At 72.5% G+C, this 20,044-nt stretch carries 17 protein-coding genes and 1 other RNA gene; 15 read left to right on the top strand and 3 right to left on the bottom strand.

Translation table 11 applies throughout. The features are described from left to right. Window positions 1-67: 67 nt before the first annotated feature. The 3 genes from ACZ3ZD_RS15730 (at window position 68) to ssrA (ending at window position 2,328) form a co-directional block, all read left to right on the top strand. Window positions 68-1,237 (top strand): S41 family peptidase, encoded by a 1,170-nt coding sequence (locus ACZ3ZD_RS15730; RefSeq protein ID WP_467397083.1) that lies wholly within the window; start codon window positions 68-70, stop codon window positions 1,235-1,237. A gap of 68 nt (window positions 1,238-1,305) precedes the next feature. Continuing rightward, the gene (gene smpB / locus ACZ3ZD_RS15725; protein ID WP_153535457.1) at window positions 1,306-1,848 is read left to right on the top strand and encodes an SsrA-binding protein SmpB; all 543 of its coding nucleotides are present in this window, start codon (window positions 1,306-1,308) and stop codon (window positions 1,846-1,848) included. 110 nt (window positions 1,849-1,958) lie between these two features. Continuing rightward, window positions 1,959-2,328: a transfer-messenger RNA gene (gene ssrA, locus ACZ3ZD_RS15720) on the top strand. A 39-nt stretch (window positions 2,329-2,367) separates the two neighbouring features. Here ssrA and ACZ3ZD_RS15715 read toward each other — a convergent pair. After that, window positions 2,368-3,612 (bottom strand): MFS transporter, encoded by a 1,245-nt coding sequence (locus tag ACZ3ZD_RS15715; RefSeq protein ID WP_467397081.1) that lies wholly within the window; start codon window positions 3,610-3,612, stop codon window positions 2,368-2,370. Window positions 3,613-3,696: 84 nt separating this feature from the next. Here ACZ3ZD_RS15715 and ACZ3ZD_RS15710 point away from each other — a divergent pair, with 84 nt between their 5' ends. Further along, the gene (locus tag ACZ3ZD_RS15710; protein ID WP_467397079.1) at window positions 3,697-4,851 is read left to right on the top strand and encodes a LysR family transcriptional regulator; all 1,155 of its coding nucleotides are present in this window, start codon (window positions 3,697-3,699) and stop codon (window positions 4,849-4,851) included. Window positions 4,852-4,865: 14 nt separating this feature from the next. On the opposite strand, the gene ACZ3ZD_RS15705 is transcribed toward ACZ3ZD_RS15710, so the two are convergent. Continuing rightward, a complete protein-coding gene (locus ACZ3ZD_RS15705) occupies window positions 4,866-5,201 on the bottom strand; it encodes a hypothetical protein (protein ID WP_467397076.1) in 336 nt (111 codons plus the stop codon). A 258-nt stretch (window positions 5,202-5,459) separates the two neighbouring features. Here ACZ3ZD_RS15705 and ACZ3ZD_RS15700 point away from each other — a divergent pair, with 258 nt between their 5' ends. The 8 genes from ACZ3ZD_RS15700 (at window position 5,460) to ACZ3ZD_RS15665 (ending at window position 15,390) form a co-directional block, all read left to right on the top strand. Then, on the top strand, window positions 5,460-6,833 hold the full coding sequence (locus tag ACZ3ZD_RS15700) for a nitrate/nitrite transporter (protein ID WP_467397074.1): 1,374 nt from the start codon (window positions 5,460-5,462) through the stop codon (window positions 6,831-6,833). Between the two features lie 88 nt (window positions 6,834-6,921). Next, window positions 6,922-8,073: a uroporphyrinogen-III synthase gene (locus ACZ3ZD_RS15695; protein ID WP_467397072.1), complete on the top strand. Its 1,152-nt coding sequence runs from the start codon at window positions 6,922-6,924 to the stop codon at window positions 8,071-8,073. A gap of 237 nt (window positions 8,074-8,310) precedes the next feature. Continuing rightward, complete coding sequence (locus ACZ3ZD_RS15690; protein ID WP_467397069.1) at window positions 8,311-8,898, top strand: CGNR zinc finger domain-containing protein; 588 nt, start codon at window positions 8,311-8,313, stop codon at window positions 8,896-8,898. A gap of 227 nt (window positions 8,899-9,125) precedes the next feature. Next, window positions 9,126-9,713 (top strand): sigma-70 family RNA polymerase sigma factor, encoded by a 588-nt coding sequence (locus ACZ3ZD_RS15685; RefSeq protein WP_467397067.1) that lies wholly within the window; start codon window positions 9,126-9,128, stop codon window positions 9,711-9,713. 62 nt (window positions 9,714-9,775) lie between these two features. Continuing rightward, window positions 9,776-10,543, top strand: a complete 768-nt coding sequence (locus ACZ3ZD_RS15680; protein WP_467397064.1) for an anti-sigma factor family protein — start codon at window positions 9,776-9,778, stop codon at window positions 10,541-10,543. Between the two features lie 117 nt (window positions 10,544-10,660). Continuing rightward, window positions 10,661-13,006 (top strand): HelD family protein, encoded by a 2,346-nt coding sequence (locus ACZ3ZD_RS15675; RefSeq protein WP_467397062.1) that lies wholly within the window; start codon window positions 10,661-10,663, stop codon window positions 13,004-13,006. A gap of 365 nt (window positions 13,007-13,371) precedes the next feature. Further along, window positions 13,372-14,787, top strand: a complete 1,416-nt coding sequence (locus ACZ3ZD_RS15670; RefSeq protein WP_467397059.1) for an NAD-dependent malic enzyme — start codon at window positions 13,372-13,374, stop codon at window positions 14,785-14,787. Window positions 14,788-15,108: 321 nt separating this feature from the next. Further along, window positions 15,109-15,390, top strand: a complete 282-nt coding sequence (locus tag ACZ3ZD_RS15665) for an HU family DNA-binding protein (RefSeq protein WP_023550134.1) — start codon at window positions 15,109-15,111, stop codon at window positions 15,388-15,390. 104 nt (window positions 15,391-15,494) lie between these two features. On the opposite strand, the gene murA is transcribed toward ACZ3ZD_RS15665, so the two are convergent. After that, window positions 15,495-16,835, bottom strand: a complete 1,341-nt coding sequence (gene murA, locus ACZ3ZD_RS15660) for a UDP-N-acetylglucosamine 1-carboxyvinyltransferase (protein ID WP_467397057.1) — start codon at window positions 16,833-16,835, stop codon at window positions 15,495-15,497. 277 nt (window positions 16,836-17,112) lie between these two features. Here murA and ACZ3ZD_RS15655 point away from each other — a divergent pair, with 277 nt between their 5' ends. From ACZ3ZD_RS15655 to ACZ3ZD_RS15645, 3 genes are all read left to right on the top strand, one after another. Next, the gene (locus ACZ3ZD_RS15655) at window positions 17,113-17,685 is read left to right on the top strand and encodes a YqgE/AlgH family protein (protein ID WP_467397055.1); all 573 of its coding nucleotides are present in this window, start codon (window positions 17,113-17,115) and stop codon (window positions 17,683-17,685) included. Between the two features lie 29 nt (window positions 17,686-17,714). Beyond that, complete coding sequence (locus ACZ3ZD_RS15650) at window positions 17,715-18,005, top strand: DUF3039 domain-containing protein (protein ID WP_030348489.1); 291 nt, start codon at window positions 17,715-17,717, stop codon at window positions 18,003-18,005. A gap of 292 nt (window positions 18,006-18,297) precedes the next feature. Continuing rightward, on the top strand, window positions 18,298-19,902 hold the full coding sequence (locus tag ACZ3ZD_RS15645) for a beta-N-acetylhexosaminidase (protein ID WP_467397052.1): 1,605 nt from the start codon (window positions 18,298-18,300) through the stop codon (window positions 19,900-19,902). Window positions 19,903-20,044: the final 142 nt, after the last annotated feature.

Here is a 20,044-nt window from a genome sequence, read left to right as displayed (position 1 = left end):
GCACGCCAAGGGGGCCGTACGGACATCCGGCCGTACGGCCCCTTCGTGTTGCCCTAGACTCGCCGCCATGTCAGGCCGTGACCTGTTCTGTCAGCCCCGCCGCATCCGCCGCGGGGCCGCCCTGACATTGGTCTTCGCCGGGGTACTCGTCACCGGCGCGGCCACCGGCTCCTTCCCGGAGTCCGCCGCGCCCCCGCGCGCGACCGCCGTCGGCCCGGCGGGTACCGCCGGCCGGGACGAGGCCGTCGAGAGGGCCGCCGCCGAGGCGATGGCCGACGGCAAGTCCCCCACGGAGGCCGCCGAACGGGCCGTCAGCCGCAGCGGGGACCGCTGGGCGGCCGTCTACTCCGAGGGCGAGTACGAGGAGTTCCGGGACGCGCTCGACGGCCGCTACACCGGCGTCGGCCTGTGGGCGCGCCAGGAGCCGGACGGCCGGATCGCGGTGACCCGCGTGCAGCCCGGCTCGCCCGCCGCCGACGCCGGCATCCGCACCGGCGACCGGCTGCGCAGCGTCGACGGCAGCGCGGTCGACGGGCGGCCGGTCACCGACGTGGTCGCCTTACTCCGCGGCGACCCCGAGGACGCCCCGGCCGGTACGACGGTCACCCTCGGCCTGGAGCGCGGCACGCGCGCGTGGACCGAGAAACTGCACCGGGCCCGGCTGTCCACCGACTCCGTGACCGTGCGCCGGCTGCCCGACGGCGTCACCGTCCTCAGGATCGCCGCGTTCACCAAGGGCTCCGCCGACGCGGTCCGCGAGGCCCTGCGCGCCGCACCGGCCGACGGCCGGACCGTCCTCGACCTGCGCGGCAACTCCGGCGGCCTGGTCACCGAGGCGGTGGCCACGGCCTCCGCGTTCCTGGACGGCGGCCTGGTCGCCACCTACGACGTCGACGGCGCCCAGCGCGCCCTGCACGCCGCGCCGGGCGGCGACACCACCCGGCCCCTGGTCGTCCTCGTCGACGGCGGCACCATGAGCGCGGCCGAACTGCTCACCGGCGCCCTCCAGGACCGGGGCCGCGCGGTGGTGATCGGCTCGCGCACCTTCGGCAAGGGCTCGATCCAGATGCCGACGACCCTGCCCGACGGCTCGGTGGCCGAGCTGACCGTCGGCCACTACCGCACCCCCTCCGGGCGCACGGTCGACGGCCGGGGCCTCACCCCCGACCTGGAGGCCGGCGCGCACGCCCTGCAGCGGGCCGAGACGGTCCTCACCGGCCTGGGCGACCCGTCGTAGCCACTCGTAATCGGCTGTACGCGCACCCCCTGTGTGGTGCGAAAATGGGCGGCACTATGAGCAAGGGAATGTACGTACCGAAGGAGTCCCAGCCCAAGCAGGGCGGCGGGGCCGCGAAGGCCAGGGACGGCGAGAAGGGCGGCAAGCGCAAGATCGTCGCCCAGAACAAGAAGGCCCGGCACGACTACGCGATCATCGACACCTACGAGGCCGGGCTCGTGCTCATGGGCACCGAGGTCAAGTCGCTGCGCGAGGGACGGACCTCGCTGACCGACGGCTTCGTCCAGATCGACCGGGGCGAGGCGTGGCTGCACAACGCCCACATCCCCGAGTACCACCAGGGCAGCTGGACCAACCACTCCGCGCGCCGCAAGCGCAAGCTGCTCCTGCACCGCGAGGAGATCGACAAGCTGGAGTCGAAGTCCCAGGAGACGGGGCACACGATCGTGCCCCTCGCGATCTACTTCAAGGACGGCCGGGCGAAGGCGGAGATCGCTCTCGCACGCGGCAAGAAGGAGTACGACAAGCGGCAGACGCTGCGGGAGAAGCAGGACCGGCGGGAGTCGGACCGGGCGATCGCGGCGGCGAAGCGCAGGCAGCGCGGCGTCTAGCCGGCCGGCGGGAATAGGCTGGCATCGTCGGGCGTTGGTCACGTACGATGGCACCGCACTCCACAGAGGGTGCGCGGACCCCCCTCACCGGGGGATTGAAAAATCAACATGGGGATGATCGGTTTCGACAGCGGCTGTCGAAGCAGGGGAAGCGTGTCGAGGAAGCGGCAATGATCTCGTAAACCATATGTCGCAAAAAATAATCGCCAACACCAAGCGCGATTCCTTCGCCCTCGCTGCCTAAGTAGCGACTTGCGAAGTGTCAGCCCGGGGCTGTTCCCGACCCGGATCCTGGCATCAGCTAGGGAACTAAACCTCTAGACCCGGTCACGGGGTGTAGAGGGAAACCAAACAGTGGCTGAGCCCGTCGGAGACTTGTCCGCGTGATCTCCGGGGCCGAGAAAATCGCAGCGGACTGCACACGGAGAAGCCCTGATTCCGCACCGTTGGACGCGGGTTCGATTCCCGCCATCTCCACGAGACCCCTCCGGGGGTCGACCCCATGTGGGCAAGGCCCCGTCACTCTCCCGTGGCGGGGCCTTCGCCGTTGCCGCTCATCAGGCGGATCAGCAGCGCCAGGGCGGCGGCCGCGGGCGGTACGGCGTACGCGGTGGTGGCCGAGAGACGCTCCACCGCCCATCCGCCCACCGCCGAACCGCACGCGATACCGGTGAGCAGTCCCGTCACTATCAGGCTCATGCCCTCGTTGAGGCGGTCGGCGGGGGTGCGCCGCTGCACCGAGGTCATCGCCGTCACCATCGTCGGCGCCGTCGCCATGCCCGCCACCAGCAGCGCGGCCGCCGACGCCCAGAGCGAACCGGTGAGGCCCGCGGCCGCCCAGGGCAGGCCCATCAGCACGGCCATCACCGCCAGGCAGTGCCCCAGCCGCACCCCCACCGGCCGCAGCGCGCCGTACGCCAGACCCGCCGCGCACGAGCCCGCCGCCTGGAGCGCGAGCACGGCACCGGCCGCCGCGCGATGGCCCTGCCCGTCGGCGTACGCGATCGTGACGACCTCCATCGAGCCGAACACCGCGCCGGTCGCGACGAAGCAGGCCAGCAGGGGAGGGATGCCCGGGGTCCGCAGCGGCGAGGGCGCGGTCGAACGGGCCGTCGGCGGCGGCTCGGTCGCCCGCTGGGCGGTGAACAGCAGCATGCCGGCCAGCAGCAGCGCCGCCGCCGCGAGCGTGCCCGCCTCCGGGAAGAACGTGCCGGTCAGGAAGGACGCCAGTACCGGCCCGAGCATGAAGCACAGCTCGTCCGCGGCCTGCTCGAACGCGTTCGCGGTGTGCAGCGCGCCGGGTTCGTCGCGCAGCAGATGGGCCCAGCGGGCGCGGGACAGACCGCCGACGTTGGGGGTGGCCGCGGTGCCGGCGTAGGCGGCGAACAGGGTCCAGCCGGGGGCGTCGTAGCGCACGCACAGCAGCAACGCGAGGCTGCCCAGCACGGCGACGACGGTGGTCGGCAGCGCGACACGGGCCTGCCCGTACCGGTCCACCAGCCGGGCCAGCCAGGGCCCGGCCACCCCGGTCGCCGCGAGCCCGGTCGCCGTCACGGCGCCGGCGAGGGCGTACGAGCCACGGGAACCGGCGATCATCACCACCGCGCTCACGCTGAACATGCCCATGGGCAGGCGGGCGAGCAGGTTGCCGGCGGTGAAGGCGCGGGCGCCGGGGACGGCGAACAGGCGGCGGTACCCGCCGGTTGCCGGGGCCTTGGTGGGCGTCGGACGTATCGGAGCGTCTTCGGTGGTCTGTTGCGGCATGGCTCCACGGTCGCCCGGAGTGGATCACCGGGTCCAACACCTTCCGCGTGCCGATTCACGCACCGGCGTTGTAAGTTCGCCGCCATGTCGGCCCCCGCACACATAGACCCCCGCCTGCTGCGCGCCTTCGTCGCCGTCGCCGAGGAACTGCACTTCACCCGGGCCGCGGCCCGCCTGTACGTCGCCCAGCAGGCGCTCAGCCGCGACGTACGGCGACTGGAGCGGGAGTTGGGGGCCGAACTGTTCGTCCGGACCACCCGGCAGGTCACGCTCACCCCGGACGGCGAGCGCCTGCTGCCGCACGCCCGCCGCGTCCTCGCCGCCCAGGACGACCTGCTGGGCGCGTTCGCCGCCGGCCAGGCCCGCCCGCTGCTGGTCGACCTCAACACGCCGGGCCTGCTCACCGGCCGCCGGGTGCTGCACCGGGCCCGTGAACTCGCACCCGACCGCGAGCTGATGGCCCGCTACGAGAGCGGTCTCGCCGGGGCCGCCGCCGAACTGCTGGCCGGCCGCCTCGACGCCTCCTTCGGCCGGTTCGCCGGCCTCGACCCGGCGTTCCGCTCCGGCCTGGAGCAGCAGCCGGTGCGGTACGAGCCGATGGCCGTCGTCCTGCCCGAGGACCACCCGCTGGCCGGGCGGGACCGGGTGCCGCTGTCCGCGCTCGCCGGGGAGACGGTGTACGCCGGGGCGGGCAACCCGCGCACCCGGGAGTGGACCGACCTGGCCCGGCGCCTCTTCCCGGAACACGCCATCCGGCTCGCCCCGCCCCTCCCTCCGGCCGTCGGGGACGAGGAGTTCGGCCGCATCATGGCGAAGACCCGGACCCCGGTGCTGGCGGTCGTGGACTTCCCACCCCCGCCCGGCACGGTACGGCGCCCCCTCGTCGACCCGGTCCCGCTGTCCCCCGTCTCCCTCGTCTGGCGCAAGGGCCTGCGCCACCCGGGCCTGACGGCGCTGCGGGCGGCGGCGACGGAGATCGCCCGACGGGAGGGCTGGCTCCGACGCCCTGCGGACGGCTGGCTCCCGCCCCCGGACGAGGAGGTCATGAACCAGGGCGCGCGGGGTGCCCGGCGTCCCACACCGGCTTCTCCAGGCGGTGGCGTCGCCGGGAGTGCGGCGCCCCCGGGCGGCGCTCGAGCCACCGGGAACCCGGCCGAGGGCCATCCGGTCGCTGCCGGCATCGACAGGGACGGCGGCCTCCGAACCGCCGGCCGGGGCGAGGCGGCCCCGGCGGGCTGACAGCGGTGCTCCGGCTACTCCGGGTGGCTCACGGCCTCCTTCTGCAGCTGGACGGCCGCCCGCAGGCTCAGCCCCGGCTCGGCCTGGCGCAGCGCCCTGATGGCGGCGACCGAGCCGACGTCTCCGCTGAAGCCGACGTCGGCCAGCCGCTGCCGTACCCAGCCGGCCCGCAGCCGCCCCTCACTGGCGCCGGCCATCTCCCCGACGACCGCGAGCGCCCGCTCCAGCCCCGCCCGCTCCTGCTCCGAGGCCCCGTCCAACGCCTTTCCCAGCGCCGCCGCGACGAGGTCGGAGTCCCGGATGACCAGCACGTGGCTGTGCCTCCTGTTGAATCCCGAGAACGCGTCCATACCGATCATGCTGGCCGCGTGACCGCGCCTCTTCACTTCATTTGAGGAGTTCCAGAGCCTTGCCCCGCGTCCGGTCGGCGCAGCACGGCCGCAGGGACGCGCCTCACGGTCTCCGTGCCTCACCGGCCACCTCCCGCCCGAGTGAGGGCAAAGTTCCCTCGCGGTCACCCACAGCCACAGGGTGGAAACCCGGCCTCCCTACCTTCGGGCTCAGTCAGTGGTCGGCAGACCGAGCAGCCGGAGCACCGTGGAGGCGTGATGACACCCCCAGCCCCAACCCGACGCAGTGGACGCTGGATCGAGCGCTGGGATCCGGAGGACGAGGGATTCTGGGCGGCGACCGGGGAGCGGATCGCCCGCCGGAACCTGTGGTTCTCCGTGCTCAGCGAGCACATCGGGTTCTCCGTCTGGACCCTGTGGTCCGTGCTGGTCCTGTTCATGGGCCCGGAGTACGGCCTCACCCCGGCCGACAAGTTCCTGCTGACCTCGGTGGTCACCCTGGTCGGCGCGGTGGCCCGGGTGCCGTACACCTTCGCCGTGGCCGTCTTCGGCGGCCGTAACTGGACGGTCATCTCCGCCGCCCTGCTGCTGGTCCCGACCATCGCCGCGTTCGTGGTGATGGAGCCGGGGACCTCGTTCTCCACCTTCCTCCTGGTGGGCATGCTGGCCGGTATCGGCGGCGGCAACTTCGCGTCCTCCATGACCAACATCAACGCCTTCTTCCCGCTGCGGAGGAAGGGCTGGGCGCTCGGGCTGAACGCGGGCGGCGGCAACATCGGCGTGCCCGTCATCCAGCTCGTCGCGCTCGCCGTCATCGGCGCGAGCGGCGGCCCGCGCGTGCTGCTCGGGATCTACATCCCGCTGATCGTCGTGGCCGCCGGCATGGCCGCGCTGTTCATGGACAACCTGGCGTCGGTGAAGAACGACACCGGCGCGGCCAAGGACGCCGCCCGGGACGCCCACACCTGGATCATGTCCCTCCTCTACATCGGCACCTTCGGCTCCTTCATCGGCTACAGCTTCGCCTTCGGCCAGGTGCTGACGAACGGATTCGGGCGGACCCCGTTGCAGGCCGCTTACCTCACCTTCATCGGCCCGCTGCTCGGCTCCCTCATCCGCCCCGTCGGCGGCTGGCTCGCCGACCGCTACGGCGGCGCCCGCATCACCCTGTGGAACTACGTCGGCATGGCCGCCGCCACGGCCGTCCTCATCCTGGCCGGCATGCAGAAGTCGCTGCCGCTGTTCGTGTCCGTCTTCGTCGTCCTGTTCGTGCTGAGCGGGCTCGGCAACGGGTCGACGTTCAAGATGATCCCCGGCATCTTCCAGGCCAAGGCGCTGGCCATGGGCCTGGAGGGCGAGGCGGCCGTCGCCCACGGCCGGCGGCTGTCCGGCGCGTCCATGGGCCTGATCGGCGCGGTCGGCGCGCTCGGCGGGGTCGGCATCAACCTCGCCTTCCGCCAGTCCTTCCTCTCCTACGGCACCGGGACCGGCGCGTTCGTCGCCTTCCTCGCCTACTACGGTGTCTGCTTCACGGTGACCTGGGCCGTATACCTTCGCCGCCCGGTCCGCCGTACGTCTGCCACGACGGCCGCCACACCGGAGAAGGCCCAGCTCGGCTATGCCGAGGTGTGACGTAACACCGGCGACATCACGCCGAACCGAGCCTGTCACGCATCGTTGACAGGCTCGGTTCGGCGCGCCGGTCAGCTAGGAGAGCCCCATGTACGACGAAGAGCAGCAACCCGAGCACGGCCCCCTCGCCGGATTCACCGTGGGCGTCACCGCCGCGCGCCGGGCCGAGGAGCTGGGCGCTCTGCTCCAGCGGCGCGGAGCCACTGTCCTGCACGCCCCCGCGCTGCGGATCGTGCCCCTCGCGGACGACAGCGAACTGCTCGCCGCCACGAAGGAGATCATCGACCAGGTACCGGACGTGGTCGTGGCCACCACCGCGATCGGCTTCCGCGGCTGGGTCGAGGCCGCCGACGGCTGGGGCCTGGGCGAACAACTCCTCGGCCGGCTGCGCGGGGTACGGCTGCTCGCGCGCGGCCCGAAGGTCAAGGGCGCGATCCGCGCGGCGGGTCTCACCGAGGAGTGGTCGCCCTCCTCGGAGTCCCTGGCCGAGGTCCTCGACCGGCTGCTGGAGGAGGGCGTCGACGGCGACCGCGTCGCCGTACAGCTGCACGGCGAACCGCTGCCCGGCTTCGTCGAGTCGCTGCGGGCCGCCGGGGCGGAGGTCGTCCCGGTGCCGGTGTACCGCTGGATGCCGCCCGAGGACCTCGGCCCCCTCGACCGCCTGCTGGACGCGGCCGTCACGCGCGGCCTGGACGCCCTCACCTTCACCAGCGCCCCCGCCGCCGCCTCCCTCCTCTCCCGCGCGGAGGACCGGGGCCTGCTGGACGAGCTGCTGGCGGCCCTCGCCCACGACGTCCTCCCGGCCTGCGTGGGCCCCGTCACCGCGATCCCCCTCCAGGCGCACGGGGTGGACACGGTCCAGCCGGAGCGGTTCCGCCTGGGCCCCCTCGTCCAGCTCCTGTGCCAGGAACTGCCGACCCGGTCCCGCTCCCTGCCCGTCGCCGGCCACCGGGTGGAGATCCGCGGCCACGCGGTCCTGGTCGACGGCCACCTCAAGCCCGTTCCGCCGGCCGGCATGTCCCTCCTCCGCGCCCTGGCCCGGCGCCCCGGCTGGGTGGTACCCCGCGCCGACCTGCTCCGCGCACTGCCGGGCGCCGGCCGCGACGAACACGCCGTCGAAACGGCCATGGCCCGCCTCCGCACGGCCCTCGGCACCCCGAAGCTGATCCAGACGGTGGTGAAACGCGGCTACCGCCTGGCCCTGGACCCGGCGACGGACACGAAGTACGCGGACGCGTGAGCCGGCGCCCGGTGGGGCTCTGCCGGGCGTCACCGACAGCGACGTGGTCTCCGGTGCGGTGGTGTGCCGCCCACCTCGAACCACTGCGGCTTCCCGGCGCCCCGGTCCAGCGGGCGCCTTGACGATTCCGCGACGACCGGCCCGGGTGGGCCGGGGGGTTCCGGAGACGTGTGCGGGCGGGCACTGTGAGAGGGGGAGACGGCTCCCACCCGGGTGATCCTAGGCGGTGACAGGCACATGGCACTGGGTACGGCCTCCAAGCCCTCGCACGAGCCGCAGTTCGACGCCGGCCGGACGTGTCTGGAGCTGCTCGCGACCAGTCATCCGGTGGAACGGCTGGACGACGTGGGGTCGTTGCGCGCCTGGATCGTCGGTGCGGGGCTCGTACCGGCCGCGACGCACCTGGCGCACGCCGACCGCACCTGGCCGCCCCCCTTCCGGGAACTGCGCACACACATAGGCGTGTTGGTCCGGGGCGGCGAAACGGCGGTGTACGCGCGCGCCCTCTCCCGGGTCAACGAGGTCGCGCGGGGTGCCACCCCCGCGCCCCGGGCCGTGCGCGGGGAGGACGGGCGGCTGGTGCGGGAGTTGGCCGGGGTGCCCGGCTGTGCCGCGCTGCTCGCCGTCGTCGCCCGGGACGCCGTGGAGCTGCTCACCGATCCCGGCGCGTGGGCCGCCGTACGGGAGTGCGAGGGGGACGACTGTCCGCTGGTGTACCTCGACACCTCCCGCGGCCGGCGCCGGCGCTGGTGTTCCAGCGAGGTGTGCGGGAACCGGGAGCGGGTGGCCCGGCACCGGCGGCGGGCCGCGCTGGCGCGCGCCTGAGGGCGAGTGATTTCCGTAACACCAGGTTTGGATGGCCCGTACACGGGGATCGCGGGCCGGCTCCGGCGCCGTGTCGGAAATGCAAAGATCATGCGGGGGGAATGTGTGCCCATGTCCCGCTCGTCACGTCACCACCGAGAAATCTGCCACTCCGCTTTGAACACGCGCGCACCGGGGTCCGTACAGGTGGGCGAGCGACCGACTGGGGGAACCCCCGGACACCGGAGGTGGGCGTGCGCAAGGATGCGGCCGTGGCCAATGAACGTGGAGCGAGGGCCCGACATCGCATGTCCTCATCGCAGCCTGCCGAACCCGACGAGGAGCTGATGCGTGCCCTGTACCGGGAGCACGCGGGGCCCCTGCTGGCGTATGTCCTGCGGCTGGTCGCCGGTGACCGGCAGCGTGCCGAGGACGTCGTACAGGAAACGCTCATCCGTGCCTGGAAGAACGCCGGTCAGCTCAATCGGGCGACCGGTTCGGTACGCCCCTGGCTGGTGACGGTCGCACGGCGCATCGTCATCGACGGCCACCGCAGCCGGCAGGCCCGGCCGCAGGAGGTCGATCCGTCGCCGCTGGAGGTCATCCCCGCGGAGGACGAGATCGACAAGGCGCTGTGGCTGATGACGCTGTCGGACGCGCTCGACGACCTGACCCCGGCCCACCGGGAGGTACTCGTCGAGACGTACTTCAAGGGGCGTACCGTCAACGAGGCGGCCGAAACACTGGGCATACCGAGCGGAACCGTCCGGTCCAGGGTGTTCTACGCCCTGCGGTCGATGAAGCTGGCACTGGAGGAGCGGGGGGTGACGGCGTGATGAGCAACGGGTACGGGGGAATGCAGGGATTCGGACCGGCTGGCCCGGGTATGTCTGGGCCCATGAACCCCAGTCAGGGATCTTCGGTGCCGAGCGAGCACGAGACCGTCGGCGCCTACGCCCTCGGGATTCTGGACGACGCCGAGGCGACCGCCTTCGAGGCCCACCTCGCCGGCTGCGAGTGGTGCGCCCAGCAACTGGACGAGCTGGCCGGCATGGAACCGATGCTCGCCGCGCTCGCCGACCTGCCCGGCTCCGGCAGCACGCCCGCGATCGGCGAGTCGCTCTCCGCCAGGCCCAGCCCGCGGCTGGTGGAGAAGCTGGTGGACGAGGTCGCCGAGAAGCGCGCCCAGAAGCGCCGGCGCAGCTTCTACATGATCGCCGCGGCGGCCGCCCTGATCATCGCCGGACCGCTGGCCGCGGTCGCCGTGAACGGCGGCTCGGACACGGGCCGGCAGGTCACCGCCACCCCGGCGCAGGCCACGTTCCGCACCATGTCCGACAAGAAGTCCGCCACGGACCCGGCGACCAAGGTCAGCGCGACCGTCGGCATGGCGTCCAAGGAGTGGGGCACCCAGGCCGTCCTGGAACTGAAGAACGTCAAGGGGCCGCTCAAGTGCTCCCTCGTGCTGGTCGCCAAGAACGGGCAGCGCGTGACCATGTCGTCCTGGTCCGTCCCGAACTGGGGGTACGGCATCCCGGACGCCAAGACCGAGGACGCCAAGAACCCGCTGTACATCGGCGGTGCCGCGGCCTTCCAGCCGAACGAGATCGACCACTTCGAGGTCGTGACGTTCGAGGGGAAGAAGCTCGTGCAGGTACAGGCGTAGCGCGACCGGCCTCGCCCGTCGGGGCGCCGCGGCCCCGACGGCCGCGGCGCCCCGTAGCTTTGACGGGTCCCCTTCGCGTACGGTTGACGGCTGCCCAGCACGTCAGAAGGGGGCCCGGTGGCCGCTCAGGTTCAGCAGTCCGCGGTCGGCTCGGTACAGGACGCACCCGATTCCGTCCGTGACCGGGAGATCAGCGTCGAGCAGGAACACCTGGACCGGGTGTACCGGCGGCTGGAGGAGAAGATCCACGAGGCCGAGTTCCTGATGCAGGACGCGGCCCGGCGCGGCCAGGTCGGCACCCCGGGCGCACTCGCCGAGCGGGACGCGCAGGTCTTCCGGGCCGGCGTCCACCTCAGCCGGCTGAACAACGAGTTCGAGGACTTCCTCTTCGGACGGATCGACCTGCTCCTCGGCAAGGACGGCAAGAAGGGTCCCGACGGGGCCTACACGGCGGTGGAGCCGGCCGAGGGGGCGGTACGGGCGGACAACACCGCCGACATCGCCGAGACCCTGCACATCGGCCGGATCGGCGTCCTCGACGAGGACTACTCCCCGCTGGTCATCGACTGGCGCGCGCCCGCCGCCGCGCCGTTCTACCGGGCCACGCCGGTCGACCCGGGACGGGTGGTACGGCGCCGGGTCATCCGCTCCAAGGGTCGCCGGGTGCTCGGCGTCGAGGACGACCTGATGCGGCCGGAGCTGACGGCGTTCCTCGGCGGCCGCGAGCTGCCCGTCATCGGTGACGGCGCCCTGATGGCCGCCCTCGGCCAGGCCCGCGGCCACACCATGCGGGACATCGTCTCGTCCATCCAGGCCGAGCAGGACATGGTCATCCGGGCCCCCGCCGCCTCCATCACCTACGTGGAGGGCGGCCCCGGCACCGGGAAGACCGCCGTCGCCCTGCACCGCGCCGCCTACCTGCTCTACCAGGACCGCAGACGCTACGCGGGCGGCATCCTGATCGTCTCGCCGACCCCGCTGCTCGTCGCCTACACCGAGGGCGTGCTGCCCTCGCTGGGCGAGGAGGGCCAGGTCGCGATCCGGGCGATCGGCTCGCTGGTCGACGGCGCGGAGGCCACCCTGTACGACTCCCCGGCCGTGGCCCGCGCCAAGGGCTCGTACCGGATGCTGAAGGTGCTGCGCAAGGCCGCCCGGGGCGCCCTGGAGCTGGGCCCGGCCGCGCCGGAGGGCGACTTCGAGGGTGAAGCGGTCACCGGGCCGCCCGCCCGGCTGCGGGTCGTCGCCTTCGGGCGCCGGCTCGAACTGGAGGCCGACGAGCTGGAGCGGATCCGCCGCACCGCCCTCGGCGGCACCGCCCCCGTCAACCTGCTGCGCCCGCGCGCCCGCAGGCTGCTGCTGGACGCCCTGTGGGCCAGGTCCGGCGGCGCCGCCCGGCACACCGATCCGGAGCTGGCCGCCGAGCTGCGCTCGTCCTTCGACGAGGACGTCACCGGCGAGGACTCCTTCCTCGCGTTCCTGGACGCCTGGTGGCCCGAGCTGACCCCGGGCGCCGTGCTCGCCGCGATGGCCGACGAGAAGCGGCTGGGCCGCTGGGCCAGGCGGATCCTCAACCCCGGCGAGGTCCGCAAGGTCGCCCGCTCGCTGCGCAGGGACGGCCACTCCGTGCACGACATCGCCATGCTCGACGAGTTGCAGGCGATCCTCGGCACCCCGGCGCGCCCCCGCAAGAAGCGCGAACTCGATCCGCTGGACCAGCTCACCGGCCTGGAGGAGCTGATGCCGGTGCGCGAGGAGACCCAGCGCGAGCGGGCCGAGCGGCTGGCGCAGGAGCGCACCGAGTACGCGCACGTCATCGTGGACGAGGCGCAGGACCTCACGCCGATGCAGTGGCGGATGGTCGGCCGCCGCGGCCGGCACGCCACCTGGACGGTCGTCGGCGACCCCGCCCAGTCCTCCTGGTCCGACCCGGACGAGGCGGCCGAGGCCCGCGACGAGGCCCTCGGCACCCGGCCCCGGCGCCGCTTCCAGCTCACTGTGAACTACCGCAACCCGGCCGAGATCGCCGAGCTGGCCGCGCGGGTGCTCGCGCTCGCCATGCCCGGCTCCGAGGCGCCGTCCGCCGTACGGTCCACCGGCGTCGAGCCGCGCTTCACTGTCGTACGGGACTCCCTGGAGCGGACCGTGCGCGCGGAGGCCGAGCGGCTGCTCGGCCTGGTGGACGGGACGGTCGGCGTGGTCGTCGCGATGAACCGGCGCGAGGAGGCCCGGCGCTGGCTGGCCGGGCTCGGCGACCGCGTGGCGGCCCTGGGCAGCCTGGAGGCCAAGGGCCTGGAGTACGACGCGACGGTCGTCGTCTCGCCCGCGGAGATCGCCGACGAGTCGCCGGCCGGTCTGCGGGTGCTGTACGTGGCGCTGACCAGGGCCACCCAGCAGCTCACGGTGGTGTCGGGGGAGCGGGACGAGCCGGACGCGGCGGGGGTGCCGGACCTGCTCCGGGACTGAGCCCCGGTCGGGGGAATGGCCTTACGGGATCCGTTTGTTAGCCTGGGTGTGGCACCGGCCCGATCCAAGCCCCCGGGCCCAACCTTCGTCCCTCAGAGGGACCACTTGCCGCGAGGCGAGCATGGCGGGTCGGTGTCATGAACGAGAGGAGAGACCCACGTCGCGACAGTGGCGTGGGTCTCTTTCTTTGTCCGGTCGTTTCTCGTAGGCTGAGGTCGTTTCGCATGGTGGAAGTGAATTTCCGAAATCATGCGCGACTCATGAACACAACGTCCGCAATCCAGGGCGACTACCACGTACTCCGCGGTAGGTGCGACGATCGGACGGCACAACTCGCGACACGGTGAAAGCAGAGGAAGTCGGCCATGGCAACGGCGCCCAGCGTCTCCTACTCGATGACGATCCGGCTGGAGGTGCCCGCGAGCGGAACCGCCGTCTCGCAGCTCACCAACGCCGTGGAGTCCTCCGGAGGCTCGGTGACCGGCCTCGACGTCACCGCGTCCGGTCACGAGAAGCTCCGTATCGACGTCACCATCGCGGCCACCTCCACGGCCCACGCCGACGAGATCGTCGAGAAGCTGCGCGGCATCGAGGGCGTCACGCTCGGCAAGGTCTCCGACCGTACGTTCCTGATGCACCTCGGCGGCAAGATCGAGATGGCGTCGAAGCACCCCATCCGCAACCGTGACGACCTCTCCATGGTCTACACGCCCGGCGTGGCCCGCGTCTGCATGGCCATCGCCGAGAACCCCGAGGACGCCCGCCGCCTCACCATCAAGCGCAACTCCGTCGCGGTCGTCACGGACGGCTCCGCCGTGCTCGGCCTCGGCAACATCGGCCCCAAGGCGGCGCTGCCCGTCATGGAGGGCAAGGCGGCCCTCTTCAAGCGCTTCGCCGGCATCGACGCCTGGCCGATCTGCCTGGACACCCAGGACACCGACGCCATCGTGGAGATCGTCAAGGCGATCGCCCCCGGCTTCGCCGGCATCAACCTGGAGGACATCTCCGCGCCGCGCTGCTTCGAGATCGAGGCCCGGCTGCGCGAGGCCCTCGACATCCCCGTCTTCCACGACGACCAGCACGGCACCGCCATCGTCGTGCTCGCCGCGCTGACCAACGCCCTGCGCGTCACGAACAAGGCCATCCAGAACATCCGGGTCGTCATGTCCGGCGCCGGCGCGGCCGGCACGGCCATCCTCAAGCTGCTCATCGCCGCCGGGGTGAAGAACGCCGTCGTCGCCGACATCCACGGCGTCGTCCACGCCGACCGCGAGGACCTGGTGAACGCCCCGGCCGACTCGCCGCTGCGCTGGATCGCCGACAACACCAACCCCGAGGGCCTCACCGGCACCCTGAAGGAGGCCGTGCGCGGCGCCGACGTCTTCATCGGCGTCTCCGCCCCGAACGTCCTGGACGGGACCGACGTGGCCGCCATGGCCGAGGGCGCCATCGTGTTCGCGCTCGCGAACCCCGACCCCGAGGTCGAGCCGGCGATCGCCCGGCAGACGGCGGCCGTCGTGGCCACCGGCCGTTCGGACTTCCCGAACCAGATCAACAACGTGCTGGTCTTCCCGGGTGTCTTCCGCGGCCTGCTGGACGCCCAGTCCCGCACGGTGAACACCGAGATGATGCTTGCCGCCGCGAAGGCCCTCGCCGACGTGGTCACCGAGGACGAGCTGAACCCGAACTACATCGTCCCCAGCGTCTTCAACGACAAGGTCGCGGGCGCGGTCGCCGGGGCGGTCCGCGAGGCCGCCAAGACGGCCGGCGTGACGGTCTGAGCACGGCGTGTCGTAGTGTGCGGGGGGCTGTGAGGATCACCACGGCGGCCCCCGCACCGGCGCGTCGTGGAACCGCCAGGTGCCGCACGCGCTCTAGGGTGACGGCCGAGCGGGCGCTTTTCGTGTGACTCCCCAGGGTGTTCTCACGACTCCTACGGGTGCCGGATTGGCTTTCCCGCCGCAGGTAGGGGCAGGATGCTCCTCCAGGGACTCAGTCCCCGGGGGCACCCCCAAGGGCGCGAGCGCATCGGCATCGCAGTGCCTCGGGCGGCTTCGCCGCGTGGCACACCCCAACGGCAAGAAATACACGGGAGTAACAACATGAACCGCAGTGAGCTGGTGGCCGCGCTGGCCGACCGCGCCGAGGTGACCCGCAAGGACGCCGACGCCGTGCTGGCCGCGTTCGCCGAGACCGTCGGCGAGATCGTCGCCAAGGGCGACGAGAAGGTCACCATCCCCGGCTTCCTGACCTTCGAGCGCACGCACCGTGCCGCTCGTACCGCCCGCAACCCGCAGACCGGCGAGCCGATCAACATCCCGGCCGGCTACAGCGTGAAGGTCACCGCGGGCAGCAAGCTCAAGGAAGCCGCCAAGGGCAAGTAACCGCCCCGCTTCGAGGCGCCGGTCCACCGGACCCGAGAGCGCCGAAAAAGGGCGGCCCCCCTCCACCGGAGGGGGGCCGCCCTTTTCGGCGTCCGTGACGGCGGCTAGCCGAGCGCCTTGCCCGGCAGCTCCACCTTCGCGCCCAGCTCCATGAGCTTCTCCATGAAGTTCTCGTAGCCGCGGTTGATCAGGTCGATGCCGTGGACCCGGGACGTGCCCTCGGCGGCCAGGGCCGCGATGAGGTACGAGAAGCCGCCGCGCAGGTCGGGGATGACCAGGTCGGAGCCCTGGAGCCGGGTGGGGCCCGAGACGACCGCGGAGTGCAGGAAGTTGCGCGCGCCGAAGCGGCAGGCCGAGCCGCCCAGGCACTCGCGGTAGAGCTGGATGTGCGCGCCCATCTGGTTCAGCGCGGAGGTGAAGCCCAGCCGGGACTCGTAGACCGTCTCGTGGATGATGGACAGGCCCGTGGCCTGGGTGAGGGCCACCACCAGCGGCTGCTGCCAGTCGGTCTGGAAACCGGGGTGCACGTCCGTCTCCAGCGCGATGGACTTCAGCTGCCCGCCGGGGTGCCAGAAGCGGATGCCCTCGTCGTCGATCCGGAAGGCACCGCCCACCTTCCGGTAGGTGTTCAGGAACGTCATCATCGAGCGCTGCTGGGCGCCGCGGACGTAGATGTTGCCGCCGGTCGCCAGGGCCGCGGAGGCCCAGGAGGCGGCCTCCAGGCGGTCGGGGAGGGCGCGGTGGTCGTAACCGCCGAGCTTGTCCACACCCGTGATGCGGATCGTGCGGTCGGTGTCCATCGCGATGATCGCGCCCATCTTCTGCAGCACGCAGATGAGGTCCTCGATCTCCGGCTCGACGGCCGCGTTGGACAACTCCGTGACACCCTCGGCCAGTACGGCCGTCAGCAGCACCTGCTCGGTCGCGCCGACCGACGGGTACGGCAGTCGGATCTTCGTACCGCGCAGCCGCTGCGGGGCCTCCAGGTACTGGCCGTCCGCCCGCTTCTCGATGACCGCGCCGAACTGCCGCAGCACGTCGAAGTGGAAGTCGATGGGCCGGCCGCCGATGTCGCAGCCGCCGAGGCCCGGGATGAACGCGTGGCCCAGGCGGTGCAGCAGCGGACCGCAGAACAGGATCGGGATCCGGCTGGAACCCGCGTGGGCGTCGATGTCGGCCACGTTGGCGCTCTCGACCCGCGTCGGGTCGAGCACCAGCTCGCCGGGCTCCTCGCCCGGACGGACCGTCACCCCGTGCAGCTGGAGCAGGCCGCGGACGACCCGCACGTCACGGATGTCCGGAACATTGCGCAGTCGGCTCGGCTCGCCGCCCAGCAGGGCGGCGACCATGGCCTTCGGTACGAGGTTCTTCGCACCGCGGACACGGATCTCGCCCTCCAGCGGGGTTCCGCCGTGGACAAGCAGGACATCGTCGTTGACGGTCATGAATCTCGCGTTCCGATGAGTGGGTCAGGGGCCGGCCGATCACTGTGCGCAGGGGCCGGGAAGACAGGGTAATCGCCGATCACCCCCCGCCCGTAAGCCCGAGGACCGCCCAGCCGCGTCATAGCCTTGTCACAACACGAACCGTTCCCCGCCGGGCACATGCGGTCACCGGTGCCCGGGCGTGCGCCCCCCGGCCTCCGTACGCCCTGAGCAGGCTTCACTCCGGTGCGCCCGATGGGGTCCCCACACCGGGGGAAGATGCGGGATCATGTCTGGCATGACCGAGGTGTCCTCGCTCACAGGGCGGCTGCTCGTGGCCACGCCCGCCCTGGCGGACCCGAACTTCGACCGCGCGGTGGTGCTCCTCCTCGACCACGACGAGGAGGGTTCCCTCGGTGTCGTCCTCAACCGCCCCACCCCGGTGGGCGTCGGCGACATCCTGGAGGACTGGGCCGAGCTGGCGGGCGAGCCCGGCGTGGTCTTCCAGGGCGGCCCGGTGTCGCTGGACTCGGCGCTGGGCGTGGCGGTCATCCCGGGCGGCGCCGACGGCGACCGGGCCCCCCTCGGCTGGCGGCGGGTGTACGGCGCGATCGGCCTGGTCGACCTGGAGGCCCCCCCGGAACTGCTCGCCTCGGCCGTGGGCAGCCTGCGGATCTTCGCCGGGTACGCCGGCTGGGGCCCGGGCCAGCTGGAGGACGAGCTGGTGGAGGGCGCCTGGTACGTCGTGGAGTCCGAGCCCGGTGACGTCTCCTCCCCGGCCCCGGAGCGGCTCTGGCGCGAGGTGCTGCGCCGCCAGCGGGGTGAGCTGGCGATGGTGGCCACGTATCCGGACGACCCTTCGCTCAACTGATGCCTGTGAGCTTCAGTACTCTTGCTGATATGAGCACTCTCGAGCCCGAGCGCGGGACTGGTACGGGGACCCTCGTAGAGCCGACGCCACAGGTGTCCCACGGCGACGGCGACCACGAGCGCTTCGCCCACTACGTCCAGAAGGACAAGATCATGGCGAGCGCCCTCGACGGGACCCCCGTCGTGGCGCTGTGCGGCAAGGTCTGGGTGCCGGGCCGCGACCCGAAGAAGTACCCCGTGTGCCCCATGTGCAAGGAGATCTACGAGTCCATGGGCAGCGGCGGCGACGAGGGCAAGGGCAAGGGCGGCGACAAGAAGTAGGCCACCGGCCCGCCGGCGGTGAGATCCCCGGGACGTGCGTCCGGCACGCCCCGGGGATCTTCGCGTTCTCCGGCCGACCGATGGTCCAGACCTCTTGTGGGGTCTCCGCCCGGTCCCTAGCCTTCGGTACGACGCGAGGGGCTCGTGAGGGGCTGATGTGGTGGATCTGATTCCGGCGCCGCGCGCCGTCGAGGTGCCGTCGGGGTCCGGAGTGCCGGGGTCCGGGGTGCCGTCGGGGTCCGGAGTGCCGGGGTCCGGGGTGCCGTCGGGGTCCGGAGTGCCGGGGTCCGGGGTGCCGTCGGGGTCCGGGGTGCCGCTCGGCGACGGCACCACGCTGTGGGCCGGTCCGGGCGCGGAACGCGCCGAACGCTGGCTGCGCGCCACCCTCGGCGCCGCCCTGGGCCTGCCGCTGCGCCCCGGGGAGCCGGACGCCCGGGACGGCGTACGGCTGCTGCTGGACGAGGCCCTCGCGCCCGAGGCGTACCGGCTGAGCGCGGTCCCCGGGCAGGGCGTGGAGATCCGCGGCGGCGGGTCCGCGGGCGTGTTCTGGGGCGCGCAGACCCTGCGCCAGCTGCTCGGCCCCGACGCCTTCCGGCGCGCCCCCGTCCGCCGGGCCGGCGCGCTCTGCCTCCCGCACCTGGTCGTCGAGGACGCCCCCCGGTTCCGCTGGCGCGGCCTCCTGCTCGACGTCGCCCGGCACTTCATGCCCAAGGACGGTGTGCTGCGCTATCTGGACCTGATGGCCGCGCACAAACTCAACGTCCTGCACCTGCACCTGACGGACGACCAGGGCTGGCGCATCGAGATCGAGCGGTATCCGAAACTGACCGAGATCGCCTCCTGGCGCCCGCGGACGAAATTCGGCCACCGGGCCTCACCCCTGTGGGACGACAGACCCCACGGCGGCTTCTACACCCACGACGACATCCGGGAGATCGTCGCCTACGCCGCCGAGCGGCATATCAGCGTCGTCCCCGAGACAGACGTACCCGGGCACTCGCAGGCCGCCATCGCCGCGTACCCCGAACTCGGCAACACCGACGTCATCGACACCACCGCCCTCTCCGTCTGGGACACCTGGGGCATCTCCTCCAACGTACTGGCCCCCACCGACACCACCCTGCGGTTCTACGAGGGGGTGTTCGAGGAGGTCCTGGAGCTGTTCCCCGCGGACGCCGCCGCGTTCTCGGCGTTCGTGCACATCGGCGGCGACGAGTGCCCCAAGGAGCAGTGGGCGCGGTCCGCGACCGCCCAGGCCCGCATCGCCGACCTCGGCCTCGCCGGCGAGGACGCGCTGCAGTCCTGGTTCATCGGGCACTTCGACGCCTGGCTCACCGCGCGCGGGCGCCGCCTCATCGGCTGGGACGAGATCCTGGAGGGCGGGCTCGCACCCGGCGCGGCCGTCTCCTCCTGGCGCGGCTACGCGGGCGGGACCGCCGCCGCGCGGGCCGGCCACGACGTGGTCATGTGCCCGGAGCAGTACGTCTACCTGGACCACCGTCAGGCGCCGGGCGAGGACGAGCCCGTACCGATCGGCTACGTGCGCACCCTGGAGGACGTCTACCGGTTCGAACCGGTGCCGCAGGGGCTCACCGAGGCGGAGGCCCGGCATGTGCTGGGCACCCAGGCCAACGTGTGGACCGAGGTGCTGGAGGACTCCGCGCGCGTGGACTACCAGGCGTTCCCGCGCCTCGCGGCCTTCGCCGAGGTCGCCTGGAGCGCGCTGCCCGCCCCGGCGGAACGCGACTACGCGGACTTCGCCCGCCGGATGACCGCCCACTACCGGCGACTTGACGCCCTCGGCGTCGCCTACCGGCCGCCCACCGGACCGCGTCCCTGGCAGCGCCGCCCCGGCGTGCCCGGCCGCCCGGTCGAGGGGCCGCCCCCGCACCGGTGACCGCGCTCGCCCGCCCCGGAGAGGTAACGGAAAAACCCCGCCAGGATCACCGAAGAGTGGCAATCCGCGCGCACCGGCGATGCCGTGCGAAAACGGACCATCTCCCCGATGAGGTGGGCGAATGCCTCCTAGCGGACCCCCG

It is taken from the genome of Streptomyces sp. NPDC023481 (genome assembly GCF_055560195.1).
This window is presented reverse-complemented; position numbering and strand designations above follow the sequence as displayed.

Coding starts and splice junctions, on each gene's coding strand:
- smpB (WP_153535457.1), top strand. CDS start 1,306: ATGTACGTACCGAAGGAGTCCCAGCCCAAGCAGGGCGGCGGGGCCGCG.
- ACZ3ZD_RS15655 (WP_467397055.1), top strand. CDS start 17,113: ATGACCGAGGTGTCCTCGCTCACAGGGCGGCTGCTCGTGGCCACGCCC.
- ACZ3ZD_RS15710 (WP_467397079.1), top strand. CDS start 3,697: ATGTCGGCCCCCGCACACATAGACCCCCGCCTGCTGCGCGCCTTCGTC.
- murA (WP_467397057.1), bottom strand. CDS start 16,835: ATGACCGTCAACGACGATGTCCTGCTTGTCCACGGCGGAACCCCGCTG.
- ACZ3ZD_RS15680 (WP_467397064.1), top strand. CDS start 9,776: ATGAACCCCAGTCAGGGATCTTCGGTGCCGAGCGAGCACGAGACCGTC.
- ACZ3ZD_RS15670 (WP_467397059.1), top strand. CDS start 13,372: ATGGCAACGGCGCCCAGCGTCTCCTACTCGATGACGATCCGGCTGGAG.
- ACZ3ZD_RS15650 (WP_030348489.1), top strand. CDS start 17,715: ATGAGCACTCTCGAGCCCGAGCGCGGGACTGGTACGGGGACCCTCGTA.
- ACZ3ZD_RS15705 (WP_467397076.1), bottom strand. CDS start 5,201: ATGGACGCGTTCTCGGGATTCAACAGGAGGCACAGCCACGTGCTGGTC.
- ACZ3ZD_RS15665 (WP_023550134.1), top strand. CDS start 15,109: ATGAACCGCAGTGAGCTGGTGGCCGCGCTGGCCGACCGCGCCGAGGTG.
- ACZ3ZD_RS15730 (WP_467397083.1), top strand. CDS start 68: ATGTCAGGCCGTGACCTGTTCTGTCAGCCCCGCCGCATCCGCCGCGGG.
- ACZ3ZD_RS15690 (WP_467397069.1), top strand. CDS start 8,311: ATGGCACTGGGTACGGCCTCCAAGCCCTCGCACGAGCCGCAGTTCGAC.
- ACZ3ZD_RS15695 (WP_467397072.1), top strand. CDS start 6,922: ATGTACGACGAAGAGCAGCAACCCGAGCACGGCCCCCTCGCCGGATTC.
- ACZ3ZD_RS15715 (WP_467397081.1), bottom strand. CDS start 3,612: ATGCCGCAACAGACCACCGAAGACGCTCCGATACGTCCGACGCCCACC.
- ACZ3ZD_RS15700 (WP_467397074.1), top strand. CDS start 5,460: ATGACACCCCCAGCCCCAACCCGACGCAGTGGACGCTGGATCGAGCGC.